This is a genomic window from Chitinophaga agri, from assembly GCF_010093065.1.
Classification (GTDB): domain Bacteria; phylum Bacteroidota; class Bacteroidia; order Chitinophagales; family Chitinophagaceae; genus Chitinophaga; species Chitinophaga agri.
Genome location: NZ_CP048113.1, coordinates 5,337,754 through 5,352,555, shown reverse-complemented (window position 1 = coordinate 5,352,555; position 14,802 = coordinate 5,337,754). Strand labels below are relative to the sequence as shown.

Annotated in this window: 11 protein-coding genes; 5 read left to right on the top strand and 6 right to left on the bottom strand. The window is 46.4% G+C overall.

Features of this window, described 5'->3' with window-relative positions; all coding sequences use genetic code 11:
* The first annotated feature begins 38 nt into the window (after positions 1-38).
* Positions 39-1,229: a Gfo/Idh/MocA family protein gene (locus GWR21_RS21375; protein ID WP_162333712.1), complete on the top strand. Its 1,191-nt coding sequence runs from the start codon at positions 39-41 to the stop codon at positions 1,227-1,229.
* Between the two features lie 64 nt (positions 1,230-1,293).
* Here the strand turns inward: GWR21_RS21375 and GWR21_RS21370 are convergent, their stop codons facing one another.
* Both GWR21_RS21370 and GWR21_RS21365 read right to left on the bottom strand, forming a co-directional pair.
* Positions 1,294-1,887, bottom strand: coding sequence for a DUF6134 family protein (locus GWR21_RS21370; protein WP_162333711.1), 594 nt, complete (start codon positions 1,885-1,887; stop codon positions 1,294-1,296).
* Between the two features lie 145 nt (positions 1,888-2,032).
* A complete protein-coding gene (locus GWR21_RS21365; protein WP_162333710.1) occupies positions 2,033-3,886 on the bottom strand; it encodes a 2-oxoacid:acceptor oxidoreductase subunit alpha in 1,854 nt (617 codons plus the stop codon).
* Positions 3,887-4,485: 599 nt separating this feature from the next.
* Between GWR21_RS21365 and GWR21_RS21360 the strand changes: the two genes are divergently transcribed.
* The 4 genes from GWR21_RS21360 (at position 4,486) to GWR21_RS21345 (ending at position 7,427) form a co-directional block, all read left to right on the top strand.
* Positions 4,486-4,809, top strand: coding sequence for a carboxypeptidase regulatory-like domain-containing protein (locus GWR21_RS21360; RefSeq protein WP_162333709.1), 324 nt, complete (start codon positions 4,486-4,488; stop codon positions 4,807-4,809).
* A 150-nt stretch (positions 4,810-4,959) separates the two neighbouring features.
* A complete protein-coding gene (locus GWR21_RS21355) occupies positions 4,960-5,715 on the top strand; it encodes a head GIN domain-containing protein (protein ID WP_162333708.1) in 756 nt (251 codons plus the stop codon).
* A 23-nt stretch (positions 5,716-5,738) separates the two neighbouring features.
* Entirely contained in the window at positions 5,739-6,410 is a 672-nt protein-coding gene (locus GWR21_RS21350; protein ID WP_162333707.1) for an RNA polymerase sigma-70 factor, read from the top strand.
* A 3-nt stretch (positions 6,411-6,413) separates the two neighbouring features.
* The gene (locus GWR21_RS21345) at positions 6,414-7,427 is read left to right on the top strand and encodes a FecR family protein (RefSeq protein WP_162333706.1); all 1,014 of its coding nucleotides are present in this window, start codon (positions 6,414-6,416) and stop codon (positions 7,425-7,427) included.
* A 123-nt stretch (positions 7,428-7,550) separates the two neighbouring features.
* Here GWR21_RS21345 and GWR21_RS31715 read toward each other — a convergent pair whose 3' ends face one another.
* The 4 genes from GWR21_RS31715 to GWR21_RS21320 form a co-directional block, all read right to left on the bottom strand.
* Complete coding sequence (locus GWR21_RS31715) at positions 7,551-8,879, bottom strand: 2'-5' RNA ligase family protein (RefSeq protein ID WP_262888463.1); 1,329 nt, start codon at positions 8,877-8,879, stop codon at positions 7,551-7,553.
* A gap of 9 nt (positions 8,880-8,888) precedes the next feature.
* Positions 8,889-10,154: a kynureninase gene (kynU, locus tag GWR21_RS21330; protein WP_162333705.1), complete on the bottom strand. Its 1,266-nt coding sequence runs from the start codon at positions 10,152-10,154 to the stop codon at positions 8,889-8,891.
* Between the two features lie 116 nt (positions 10,155-10,270).
* Entirely contained in the window at positions 10,271-11,056 is a 786-nt protein-coding gene (locus tag GWR21_RS21325; protein WP_162333704.1) for a TIGR00266 family protein, read from the bottom strand.
* 171 nt (positions 11,057-11,227) lie between these two features.
* Positions 11,228-14,791, bottom strand: a complete 3,564-nt coding sequence (locus tag GWR21_RS21320; RefSeq protein ID WP_162333703.1) for an efflux RND transporter permease subunit — start codon at positions 14,789-14,791, stop codon at positions 11,228-11,230.
* Positions 14,792-14,802 lie beyond the last annotated feature (11 nt).

The window sequence follows — 14,802 nt, the reverse complement described above, 5'->3', positions numbered from 1 at the left end:
TTAGCCCGATCGTTATCACTTAATTCAATCAGATATTTATGCAACGTATTTCCATGTTAGGTTCCGGCTTCATTGGCCGCTTTTATGCAGACTCGTTACAGGGACAGAGAAGCCGGGACAAGATTGTCAGTATCTATTCGCGCAGAGAAGAAAGTGCAAAGAAATTCGCAGATGATTATAATGTGGGGCACTGGACGACCGATATGGAAGCATCAATTGCCCATCCGGATGTGAATGTAGTTTGTATCTCCCTACCTAATAATCTGCATGAAGCAGCGGTAGCACTCTGCTGTAAACACAAAAAAGGTGTTATCTGTACCAAGCCGCTGGGCCGTAATGCAGAAGAGGCGAAGCGCATGCTGGAAATGGTGGAAGCTGCTGGTATTTTCAACGGTTACCTGGAAGACCTGGTATATACGCCAAAATTCCTGAAGGCGCTGGATAGCGTGCAGAGTGGCGCATTAGGACGTATCCTATGGGCTAAATCCAGGGAAACACATCCTGGTCCGCACAGTGAGTGGTTCTGGGATAAAGAACAGGCAGGCGGTGGTTGTATGCTGGACCTGGGTTGCCATTGCGTGGAGATTGCGCGTAGCTTCATCGGAAAGGATATTAAACCGGTGGAAGTAATGTGCTGGGCGGATACACAGGTAAAACCTATTGACGCAGAAGATCATGCTATTGGCCTGGTCAAATACGAGAACGGTGCTATCGGCCAGTTCGAAGTAAGCTGGACCTTCCGTGGCGGACTGGATCTCAGGGATGAGGTAATGGGAACAGAAGGAACCATATGGCTGAATAGCTTCCTTCGTACAGGTTTTGACATGTTCACTACGGGGAAGGGAGCCGACTATGTGGCAGAGAAGGCAGAAAGCAATAGCGGCTGGTTATTCCCTGTTGGAGATGAGCTGAATGAACTAGGCTATAATCACATGTTTGCTGATATGTTCAATGCAATTGAAAACAACCGGCCGGCACGTGAAACTTTCTATGATGGCTATGTGGTAAATGCCGTACTTGACGCAGCTTACCGTAGCGCTGCCAGCAAACAATGGGAACCTGTAAAACTGGATATCTGGCGTGGACAAACCGGCTTAACTAAGCCACAGACACTGGTGGATTACGATGCAGATCATTACCTGGTGAAAGAAGAAATGACCCACTTTGGTGCAAAAAAACTGATACTGAAAGAGAAGAAAAGCGGCCAGATCATTGAGCGGGTATTATAAGACTAAAAACAGAAAAGGGACTTCTGAGAAGTCCCTTTTTGTTGAATATCTATTGGAAGAATGATCAGCTAACCCTTATGATATATGCTTTACCTAAAGTTTGTGACACCTCCACCTGTACCAATGTCCCCTTTTCGTATTTATAGACGTTTTTTTTGCCCTCCGGAAGTAACAGCTCATACAATCCATTCCCGAGAGAATTAAGCGTCAGAAAGACGCCCAAGGTCTCAGAAAAGATCTTCGTGATCTGCCGGGGCTCCATAAAGTACATTTCACCTACCGAATGTATGATCTCAGCAGTATTCAGTACGCTCTTCTGACCGTTCAGTACAACAGAATAGCTTTTAGCTTCCCGTTGTGTGATAATAGTCTTGTTGTCTCCGTCCTTACCGCTACTTTTGATGACTTTGGACCTGATAAGGATATTATTATCAAAATCGCAGGAGATATCCAGATTGAACCTGGCAAGCAATTTCATATCCACATTACTTTTGATAGAAATATTGCGGGCAGCTCCGTTCACTTTACAATGCGCGGTCACGTTACCGATAACGTGATTACTGAAACGTATTTCGTAATTGTGCGTTTGGGCGTGTAACAATGCACTGTTCAACATAAACAGGCAGATAAACAGTGTAGACCAGATGGCGCCTTTCATGATAAAGGTTTTGGCTATGTAGTAGTGTTCCGTTCCTATATAGCAAACGTGCAGTTGCCTGTTTTGTTATATAGTATTAAATATAATAAAAATCCTGCCCCGAGAGGCAGGATCTCCTATTATTTTATCATGAAAGCGTGCCGAATTATTGCTGCAGCATCTCTTTAATCTTGATTACCAATTCCCCTTTAGTAATAGGTACTCCCATTATTTTATTGTAACCAACTGCATCGATCAGGAACTGTTCACGAATGATCTTGATCAGCTGACCGTTGTTGATCTCAGGGATCAGTACTTTATCATAGCTATGCAGGATTTCCGCCAGATTTTTAGGGAACGGACGGAGGTATCTGATGTGCGCATGTGCTACCTCATGACCTTCTGCCAGCAGTTCGAGTACAGCACTCTTGATAGCACCATAGGTAGAACCCCATCCCAGTACCAGGACCTTACCTTTTTCAGGACCCAGTTCGATCGTTTGTGGTGGTATATGATCGGCGATCTTGTCTACTTTTTCCTGACGGATACGCACCATTAACTGGTGGTTTTCCGGATCGTAACTTACGTTACCGGTAATATTCTGTTTTTCCAGGCCACCAATACGGTGCTCCAGTCCAGGTGTACCTGGCACAGCCCACGGACGAACGAGGTTTTCATCACGGTGATAAGGCAGGAAATGTTCTTCATTTTCTTTCAGCCCCTTTTTGAAAGTAACCGGAATAGCAGGCAGATCTTTGCTTTGCGGGAAACGCCATGGTTCAGCACCATTTGCAATATAACCATCACTCAGGAAGATCACTGGTGTCATGTGTGCAATAGAAATACGAAATGCTTCAAAAACTGCGCTGAAACAATCAGACGGTGTAGAAGCAGAGACGATTGGCATTGGACACTCACCATTACGACCGTAATAGGCCTGTAACAGGTCAGACTGTTCAGTTTTGGTTGGCAAACCGGTAGAAGGACCACCGCGCTGAATGTTCACGATAAGCAGTGGTATTTCCAGCATCACTGCCAGTCCCATGGCTTCTCCCTTCAGTGCCATACCAGGACCAGAGGTAGTAGTAACCCCCATGTGCCCGCCATAGGAAGCACCAATAGCAGATGTAATACCTGCGATCTCATCTTCCGCCTGGAAAGTACGGATGCCAAAGTTCTTGTAACGGCTCAGCTCATGCAGGATATCGGAAGCCGGCGTGATCGGATAAGTACCCAGGAACAGTGGCAGGTTAGCCTTCTGGCTGGCGGCGATCAGGCCATATGCCAGGGCAGTATTACCAGTGATGCTGCGGTAGGTACCTGGTTCCATACGTGCTTTTTCCACACGGAAACGGGTGCTGAATGCTTCTACTGTCTCAGCAAAGTTATAGCCTGCGCGTAATGCCTTCAGGTTACTGTCGAGGATCTCTGGCTTCTTACCGAATTTTTCGTTGAGGAAGTTCTCTGTACTTTCCATACTACGGTCATATAACCAATAGAGGAAGCCCAGCACGAACATATTCTTTGCACGGTCTTTCTCCTTCATACCCAGGTTCACTTCCTTGAGTGCCTCACGGGTCATTTTGGTCACGTCCATGGTATGCAGCTGGTATGACTGCAGAGAGCCATCTTCCAGCGGATTTACGCCATCAGGATAGTTGGCGAGGCGCAGGTTTTTGGAATCAAACCCGTCTGTATTAGCGATAATGATACCGCCTTTTTTAAGACCTTTCAGGTTAGCTTTTAACGCAGCAGCATTCATCGCTACCAGTACATCACAGGCATCACCGGGAGTAAAAATACGATTAGAAGAGAAGTGCAGCTGGAAGCCGCTCACCCCTGCAAGGGTACCTTGTGGGGCGCGTATTTCTGCCGGAAAGTCCGGAAATGTGCTCAGGTCATTGCCGATTAACGCAGTGTTATTGGAAAACTGGGTACCAGTCAGCTGCATACCGTCTCCACTGTCGCCGGCAAATTTTATCACTACATCTTCTATCTGTTGAACCGAAGTATTTGACATTGAATATCTTATTTAACTATCCGTTGTTTTTCAGGCTGTAAATTTAATCATTCGCAAGGTAGTAACCGCTGATATATTAAAGCCAGTTGGCAAGGCCAGGGAGCACAAAAGTACACAAAGTTGATAGACTTTTCCGGTGGATGCCATATAGTATAATGTTATGCCGCATAACTTTAAGTAATTACGGACATTCCATTAACATGTTTGCTGCTACAGTCTGCCCGATCGGCGGGCAAAGCTATGTCAGCTTTTGCAATTGTTGTTTATGTATTCCGGAAATTGATTTGCGTTTGTAGCGGGCTGCGGCATAAAAACCCGGCAGATATGTGAACTTTGTTGGCAGTATGCGCCATTTTGTTGGTGACATTCATCGCTCTGACATGACCAATTTTCACAGCTTGTCAGGTTTATGTTAAGACCTAACCGCTTAATGTTAAAGCCCTTATAAAGGAATGTTAAAACACGGCCGATAATTCCTTTATTGGTCCGGTGGCATGGAAATTGATCTTTTACATGCATAGTTCTTTAGTTGATTTAGCAGATATGCTTACACCACAAGGCCATACTTTATTGTATCACCTTCAAACAAATATGACAATATGAAAAAAGTCAGCGTAAGCATATTAGCCCTTGTAATGACTGTCATTACAATTACAATCTTCTCCTTCCGCAGTATGGATGGAGGCGCTATCACTGGTAAAGTTTTACCACTTGATGGAGCAAGTTTAGCCTGGGCCATTAGTGGTGCAGACACGCTTAAAGCAGATGTATTGGATGGCACATTCAATGTACAGGGGGCAAAGGCAGGCATCTACACTGTGATCGTCAATGCAAAAACACCCTTTAAAAGTGTGACGCTGAGCGACGTAAGAGTAGAGGAAGGTAGGGTGACTGACCTGGGCGAAATCAAGTTAGAACAATAAACATGTAAGCAATAGTTGGTTTTCATAGGGGTTAATCAAAAAGCCGGTTCCGTACGTCTGTATGGCCGGCTCTTTTTTTGTGAGCCAAATCCGGCGGATCTAGGGGTATTTGTTCCATTTGCCGTTATAATGATTAAAGTCCCCTGAAAAATGAAAAAATGGAACTATAAAGGCGGTTTATCTATCAGATGGAGCACCATTACCTGGGAGCTTCTCCTCCTCGCCATATTCAATTTTGTCCTGACTTCGTGCGATAAAGAATTCATCTCCGGCTCAGGTGTTATTGTCACAGAAACCAGAACGGTCGCTGCATTTACCGATATTAATGCGGAAGGTCCATTCCATATACATTTAAGACAAGGTACTGACGGTCCTGTAGAGATAACCGCTGACGATAATCTGATGCGGGTGATTGATACATACGTCAGTGGTAATACCCTGCGTATCCGCATTAAAAAAGACGTGAGACTCCGTGCCGTGGGTAATATCGATATCTATCTGCAGTCAGCGAAGTATTACAGCGTTGTTTTTGCAGGTGCTGGTAGTGTGGAAAGCCTGGATACACTTCGCTCACCAAACTTCACCTACAGAACGGACGGCAGTGGTAACGCACGTTTCAGAATAGTTACAGACAGACTGGACACAGAGATAAACGGCAGCGGAGACCTGCAGTTATTGGGTAGTGCTACTTCATTCGACAGTCAGATCAGTGGGAGCGGGAATGTCAGCGGCCTGGATCTTCTTTGTCAGGATGTTACAGTCGCTGTTAAAGGGTCGGGCAATCATACCCTCAGCGTATCACATTCACTGGATGTCAGCATACGGGGTAGCGGGGATGTCAGGTATAAGGGCAATCCCTCCATCACGAAAGATATACAGGGCTCAGGAAGGGTCATCAAATTATAATTCCGAATCCGAAAACGTCACACATGCAGGCTAGCTATATAGCAGCATTTTCAGGTACTTCGAGCAGTTTTGTGAACAGGAATAAGGACAGAGCCTATTTTTGCACTATGCCCGAAAATGCACAACTACTAGAACTTTTACAGGAAAATGAAGAAGCCTTCATGGAGGCTCTTTTCAAGACCTACTTTTCATTCGTCTGTAAGACCATTTACCGCATTGTACAGGATAATGCTACGGCGGAAGATCTTGCACAAGACGTGTTCATCAAGATCTGGAACCGGCGCTCAGAGCTGCATCAGGTCTATTTTAAAGCATATTTGCAGAGAGCAGGGATCAATATGGCACTGGATTATCTTGATAAAAATAAGCGTAAAGGCGTTCATATGCCTATAGAGGAATATATGGAACCCGTCCAGGCAGCTCCCGTTGGTCAGAGTCTACAGCAAACCACCCGGCATATTCAGCAGGCGATCGATAAACTACCGGAAAAATGCAGAGAGATCTTCATTCTCAGCCGTTACGAGGAACTATCCTATCGCGAAATTGCCAGTACGCTGAACATATCTGTCAAGACGGTTGAAAATCAGATGATGACGGCCCTTAAAAAGCTTCGGGTATCGCTGCAGGATTATTTGCAGGTAATGGTCCTGTTTCTGGCAGGCAGCGCTATTTATCCTTTACTTTTACAATTTTAATGTATGTCATACACCTTTGAGCATATAGAAACGTTAATTGTGCGCTCGCTTGAAAGCAGCCTTGGGGCCGCTGAACAAGCGGAACTGGATAGCTGGCTGAAGGAGGATGACGCTAACCGCCGCTACTACCAGGAACTGCGTAAAACATGGGAACTTACCAACAGTAATGACGACGATATCACTCCTGATATTGACGCTAACTGGGCGGCGTTCAACCGTAAACGGCAGACGACTGGCAACCAGGATACGCAGCCGCAGCAGCTGACCGTTGTCAGAAGTTACCGCGGTTTCATTCGTGCAGCAGCCGCTGTTTTGCTTTTAGGCGGAGCGGTAACAGCTTACTTCCTGTTAACAAGTCCTGAGCAGATCACCGTACAGACAGCGGCGAATGAAACGAATATCATCGTATTACCAGACGGCTCAAAAGCCTTCATTAATAAAGGGAGCAGCCTTCGTTACGCCAAACATTTTAATGATGGCGAAAGATCGATCCATCTGGATGGGGAAGCCTTCTTTGACGTAGTGAAAGATGATGCACATCCTTTTGTCGTGTACACATCACAAACCAGGACCCAGGTGCTGGGTACTACTTTCGATGTGAAAGCCTATGCGGAACAGCCAGCCGAAGTATTTGTTCTAAGTGGAAAAGTAGCTGTATCAGCAGGAGAGGAAAAGCAGACGGACCAGATTGTGCTGACAGAAGGTCGCAAAGCGACACTTGGTGAAAGGCAACAGTTATCAGAAGACGCTATTGCCAATCATGACTTCATGGCCTGGAAGGATAATATCATGGTGTTCAACGACGAGCCTGTGAGCCATGTGATCAGCAAGGTGGAAGCCCTGTATGGCATCAATATCGTAGCAGATGAGAATGTCGCGGGATTGACTATCAAGACAAGGCTTACACCTGGTCAGCCACTGGATCAAGTGCTGGAGATCATTGCCAGAACGGCAAATGTAAGCTGGACAAAAGATGGAGATACCTACCGGTTGGGAAAAGCAGCGACTAATCAATGATAAAAGCTGCTACAGTCGGCCGTTAAAAATAAAGAGAGCCTGGTCGTAAATGACCAGGCTCTCTTAGTTTGTAATGTGTTCAAACAAAAAAGGTGGTCTGTTTGACAGACCACCTTTTTATCATCAGGCTCCTCCCAGTTTGCATTTCTGCAGAACTTCCCAGGATTTACCATTATGACGGAGGAAGTACAGGTTATTCACCTTAAAGGTGGCTTGATATTCCTTGTTTTCGTATTCAGGCCATGCCTTTTCGAACTGCGCATCTTCCAGGTCTTTGAAAGCAACTGTCACATGCGGAGTGAAACCGGTACGGGCCAGCATTGTACTGAAGCCAAACTCCTTACGCAGGAAGTTGATCAGCTGTCTGTGCAGGGCACCCATTGTTTCGCTCTTCTCTACATTGATGAACAGAACGCGGTTCTGTTTATTAGGGAAGGTACCGAAACCATTGAGGGAAACCTCAAACGGCGCCTGTGTTTTGGCAAATTCAGCCAGTTCATCACAGAAAGCTTTTTCCAGTGCAGGATCAGCTGTGAAAGGTACCTGCAGGGTAATATGCGGCAATACTTTCAGCGCATACATCGGGCCGTACTTTTCAGCGAATTCCTGTTTTATTTTGATGATCTCCTTACCTACTTCAGCTGTAGGGAGTAAGGCGATAAAATAGATCTTATTGTCTGGTTTTGGTTCAAATGGTCTACGCTGGCCGCCACCACGAGGGCCGCCACGTTGGCCACCACCACGGTTAAAGCCGCCGCCACCGCCGCCGCCACGGTTGTAACCACCGCCGCCACCGCCGCGATCGTAACCACCACCACCGCCACCGCGATTGTAGCCGCCACCACCGCCACCGCGGTCATAACCACCACCGCCGCCGCCACGATTGTAGCCGCCACCACCGCCACCGCGGTCGTAACCACCACCACCGCCGCCGCGATTGTAGCCTCCGCCACCACCGCCGCGATCGTAACCACCGCCGCCACCGCCGCGATCGTAACCACCACCGCCGCCACCGCGATTGTAGCCTCCGCCACCATCACGATCACCGCCGCCGTATCCGCCACCGCCACGATTGTAGCCACCACCACCGCCATCGCGATCGCCGTAACCACCGCCACCACGGTTGCCGTATCCGCCACCATCACGGTCGCCGTATCCACCACCACGATTGTAACCACCGCCACCGCCATCGCGGTCACCATAGCCACCATTATCGCGTGGGCGATATCCGCCACCGCCACCATCACGATCCCCGCGGTTATAACCACCGTCACGATCAGAATTAAAAGGTCTGTCTTCTCTGTCCCGGTATCCACCAGGTCTGCCCTCCCTTTCGTTATTATAATCGGGTTTAAAGTAGCCGCTTGGTCTCTCCTTATTGGGATCTTGGTCTTTTTCTGTACCAGGTGGAGAGTAGGGCCTGCGGGGGCGTTCGTTTCTCTCAAAAGTCATCTTACTTAATTAAGCGTTTGAATCAATATTAGCTATGATTTCATAAAAATGAAATACGTCTCCATATGAGTTATATAAGGGCGCCGGTGAAATACGAATTACTCCGGGTTCCCGCCAGTCGACGATTATACCGGCGTCTGTCATCTTTTGTTGGATTTCTCTCCCTTTTTCATGAAAGAGCAAAGATAATTGAGCACCGCGTTCCTTACAATTTTTTGGCGTAATTATTTCAAATTTTATGTTTTCTATGTGTTTTAACAGGAATTCAAGATAATTGGTGAGTTTAATGCTCTTATCTCTTAAAGCTGCCATCCCAGCGGACTCAAATAGTTCCAGTGAGGCTTTTAATGCTACCATGTTAAATACCTGTGCCGTGCTAATTTGCCAGCCTTCTGCACGGCTTTTGGGTTTAAAACCCTTCTCCATTTTAAAACGGGTACTTTCTTCGTTGCCCCACCAGCCACCTAGTCTTTGCCGGTTAGTATCGCGGGCGTGTTTCTCGTGTATAAATGCTCCACCTACTGCGCCGGGGCCTCCATTTAAATATTTATAAGAGCACCAAACGGCAAAATCGACTTCCCAGTCATGCAAATTCAAAGGTACATTGCCTACTACGTGTGCCAGATCGAAACCGACGACAGCTCCAACTCTATGAGCTGCTTCCGTAATGGACTGCATATTAAACAATTGGCCGGTATAATAGTTTATTCCCCCCAATAATATTATTGCTAAGCTACTACTTTCCCGCTCAATAATATCAAAAATATCTTCCTCTCTGATCAACCGTTCACCTGGCCGGGGGGCCACTTCGATTATAGCTTCATCAGGGTCCAGGCCATAAAACCGGACCTGTGTTTCCACAGCATACTGATCACTCGGAAAGGCGCCTGCTTCCATCAGCACCTTAAAGCGCTGACTGGTTGGTTTGTAAAAACTCATCAATAACAGGTGGAGATTTACAGTAAGCGTGTTCATCACTGTCAACTCTTCCTGGCTGGCTCCGACTATTTTCGTTAATGGTTTGCTACAGTATTGCTGATAATAAAGCCATGGATTTTGCGCATTCCAGTATCCTTCTACCGCATGATGCTGCCAGTCGTTCAGTTCCTGTTCTATTGCCGGTTTTACGTTCTTCGGCTGTAATCCTAGAGAATTGCCGCAAAAATAAATCGCATCTCTTCCATTTCTCTGAGGGAAATAAAATTGTTCCCTGTACGTCTTTAATGGGTCTGATTGGTCCTGCTCTTCGGCAAACCGCTTTGATAATTCAAACATAAATCAAAATTCCAGGTTTCTCTTGCCTGATTCCGTTATTACCCGTACTCTACTTAAAAAAATGAGTACTGTCGATGCCTCCCGAGGCAAACGGAACAGCTATAACGTGTATAAGATCAATCCCCGTCCAGTAAATTACCTAATCCGCCCAGAATACTACCTTCTTCCTTTCGCTTCCCGGTACCATAAGATACCAGCCTTGCGGCCATCCTGCTGATCGGTAAGGATTGTATCCATACTTTACCCGGACCTCTTAACGTGGCAAAGAACAATCCTTCGCCACCAAACACCATATTTTTGATCCCTTTTACAAATTCAACGTCAAAATGTACTCCGGAAGTATATGCTACCACACAACCAGTATCAATTTTTAATACCTGACCTGGTAACAACTCCCGCTCGATCACCATGCCGCCTGCATGCACAAATGCCATTCCATCCCCTTCCAGCTTCTCCATAATAAAGCCTTCACCACCGAAAATACCGGTTCCCAGCTTCCGCTGCCATTCAATCCCAATACTAACACCTTTCGCTGCACACAGGAACGCATCCTTCTGGCAAATGACCTTGCCCCCAAGGCGCTGAAGGTCCATTGCCAGGATCTTACCCGGATAAGGAGCCGCAAAACTGACCCGCTTCTTACCCTGGCCCATGTTGGTAAATGCAGTCATGAACAGACTCTCGCCTGTCAACATCCGCTTACCGGCTGATACCAGTTTGCCTAAAAATCCCTGATTAGCTTGTGAACCATCCCCGAACATCGTTTGCATCTGTATATCCTGGTCCATCATCATAAAACTGCCGCTCTCAGCTATTGCAGTTTCCTGTGGATCCAGCTCAATCTCGACAATCTGTATTTCTTCGCCATAGATACGGTAATCTATTTCATGGTTGCGTCGCATAGCGTTGATATATTAATCAGGTTAACAAGAATGGCTCTTGTGGGGTCAAATGTAAGTAATTGCTTCCGCAGTCAATTGTTAAAATTTGTTAAGGTATAAAAAAAAGAAACCGCCTCGTGGAAACGAAGCGGTACCTGTTAAACCTACAACTGTTACACTGTATAGTGTGAACTAAACTCTTTCATGCATCTTCTTATCTTGATGATGTTTGTGACTTGTTTGTTGGGCAGCTTCCTCCTCCCCGTTCGGGAAGAAATTGTAAGGCTTGGGAGATACATAGTTCGGATCATGCAGCTCACGGATCTTCTCCTTACCAGTCGTGATCTTCAGGATTAATACCAGAAACGGCACGTACTTTAACGTTCGGGGCCATCCGTAGTAATCCAGCACGTCAATAGAACGCTTGTTCATAGCATACATAACCGGCACAAGGATCAGGGTCAGGAATGTAGCAAAGACCAGCCCGTATACCATCGTCCATGCCAGCGGGCCCCAGAATGCCACGTTATCGCCTCCGAAGAAGATATGGGGTTCAAAAGAGCTGAACAACCCGGCGAAGTCAATATTGAACCCTACCGCCAGTGGTATCAGCCCGAGAATAGCTGCGATCGCTGTCAGCAATACCGGTGTCATACGTGTCCTGCCCGCCTCTACAACAGCCTCATATACAGGCATTTTCTGTTGCACCAGCAGGTCGGTAAACTCTACCAGTACGATACCATTACGTACTACTATCCCTGCCAGGGCCATAATACCCACTCCCGTCATTACAATGGAGATGTCCATACCAAAGATGGCAAAACCGAGGAACACCCCTATGATGGAGAATAATATTTCCATAAAAATCACCAGCGGACGACCTATCGAGTTGAATTGTGTCACCATGATCATCAGGATCAGACCAAATGCGCCAACCATGGCCAGACCAAGGAAGTTGGATGTCTCCTGCTGGTCTTCCTGCTCACCTGTCATTTTCACAGTGATACCCGGTGTTTTAGGAAAATCTTCCAGCGCCGTTTGTATCTGCTGTACTACCTCATTGGCGTTAAACCCAGTTAATACATTGGAATACAACGTCACAACTCTCTTCTGATCAATGCGTTTAATACTTGCGTATGTGTTAGAGTATTTAATCTCCGCCACAGCTGATAACGGCACCTGACGTATAGCCCCACCCATATTCATATCACGGTACACTATATTCAGGTTCATCAGGGTATTAATATTATTACGCTGGTCTTCACGGAATCTTACCATGATCTTATAGTCATCCTCCGGATCGCGGAACTTCGAAGCTTCCGCTCCATAAAGCGCCGTACGCAATGCCATACCAATAGTGGTCGTACTGATGCCTTCCCTGTTCGCTCTTTCACGGTCAATATTTACCAGTATCTCAGGCTTATTACTCTGAAAATCAGACTTCAGCTCTTCTACCCCGCCAATCTCGAGGCTGTCCAGATAACGTTTCATTTTATCTGCTGCCGCCGTCAGGTCCTCAAAATTGTCGCCAGATATCTCAATATTGATCGGTTTACCCGTAGGAGGTCCGCCCTGTTCCTGCTCAACCGTAATATCTACACCCGGTATTCCTCTCACCGCCTTACGGATCTTATCCAGGTATTGCACCGTTGAATGGCCATCACGCTTGCCAAACTCCACAAATGCTACCGTCACTTTACCTTTGTGCGGCTGCACACTCAGATCCTGTTGTGACGGATCTCCTGCACCTACCGCTACGTTAGAAATAATAGACTCCACTATCGGGTTCTTAGCGCCCACCACCTGCGTGATCTTTTGCTCAATAATATGTGTAACCGAATCAGTATACTTCTGGTCGGTACCCATCGGCAGTTCTATATATGTATAGATGAAGTTGGGGTCTGCCTGCGGGAAGAATACTACCTGCGGACTACGTATGATGGTCAGCATAATACTGAATACCAGCAAACCGAATGTGGCAATCAATATCCATATCGGGCGCCATCCTACCAGGCACCATTTCAGAATACGCCTGTAACGCTCCTGTACTTTTGGCCATGCCTTCGTCTGAAAACGACGGGCTACTCCACCCAGCCAGAATCTTTCCAGCAGGATCATCAGCAATGCGAAAATGATGAAATTAGCAATACCCGGACTTTTCTTTAAATAGAACAACAGGGCCAGCACAATAGCAACCACTGTGAGTATGACCATGTTTTTATTGAAGGTCGGCTTCGGATGATTATCTCCTTCATGACGGTCCATAAAGTCAACCGCAAACACCGGATTGATAATATACGCCACTATCAGTGATGCCCCGAGTGTAGTGATCAGCGTTACCGGCAGGAAGAACATAAACTTACCAATAATGCCAGGCCAGAACAACAAAGGGAAAAACGGCGCCAGCACGGTCAGTGTTCCGGAGAACACCGGCAGGAACACCTCTCCTGCTGCGACCTTCGCGGCCTTTACAATACCCAGGTCCTTTCTCTCATAGAAGATACGATGCACGTTTTCAATCACAACGATCGCATCATCCACTACTATACCCAATGCAAGCAGGAACGAGAACAACACCATCATGTTGAGGGTAAAGTCGTACATCGGCATTAGCAGGAATGCGATGAACATAGAGATCGGTACGGACAATGCTACGAAGATCGCATTTACCGCTCCCATGAAGAACATCAGGATCAATGTCACCAGTATGAAACCGATAATGATCGTGTTGATCAGATCATGTAATGTTACACGGGTAGAGTTAGACTGATCGGCAGTGATAGTAACATCCAGACCAGCAGGCAGATAATCGGCCTTCATTTCATCAATGATGACCCGGATCTTATCTGATGCATCGATCAGGTTCTTACCACTTTGCTTGATCACGTTCAGCGTAATTACATTCTTACCGTTCAGACGCGCATAGCTTTCCTGCTCTTCAAATCCATCTACTACTTCTGCTACATCTTTCAGATATACCGTTGCTCCTGACATGCCACGCACTACGATGTCGCGAATTTTCGAAGCATCTTTGTACTCTCCCTTTACACTCAGTGTACGTTTCTGTCCATCCATAGATACCAGACCACCTGAAATGGTACGGTTCTCCATTGCAATGGCATTGGACACATCATCAAAGCTGATCTTAGCTGCGTCCATTTTATACTTGTCAACATTGATCTGGATCTCTCTTTCCAGAGCGCCGACTATATCTACACGGGTGATCTCATTCAATGCTTCAATACGGTCCTGCATTTCATCAGCGTACTTTTTCAGGGACTGCAGATCAAAGTCTCCTGACAGGTTCACGTTCATGATAGGTATCTGTGATACATCTACCTTAATGATCTGTGGCTCCTGTGTCAGGTCATTTGGCAGGTCCTTCTTCGCGTCATCTACTTTCTCACGTACTTCCTGACGGGCGCTTTCTATATCTTCACTGGCATCAAATTCAATATTGATAGCCGAGTAGTCCTGCATGGAAGTACTCTTGATCGACTTCACGCCGGAAATACCACCCAGTTGCTTTTCAATTGGTTTCGTTACCAGTGTCTCCATATCCTCTGGGGATGTACCGCTATAGATAGTACTGATATAGAACTGAGGGAACACTACTTCCGGAAACTGTTCCTTTGGCAGGCTCTGATAGGACAGAATACCGGCGAGTGCAATGATAAAGGTGGCTACATAAATACTTACCTTATTATCAATGGACCAGCTGGTAGGTTTAAATTCTTTATTCAGATTGTCTTGCATAAACCAGTTTT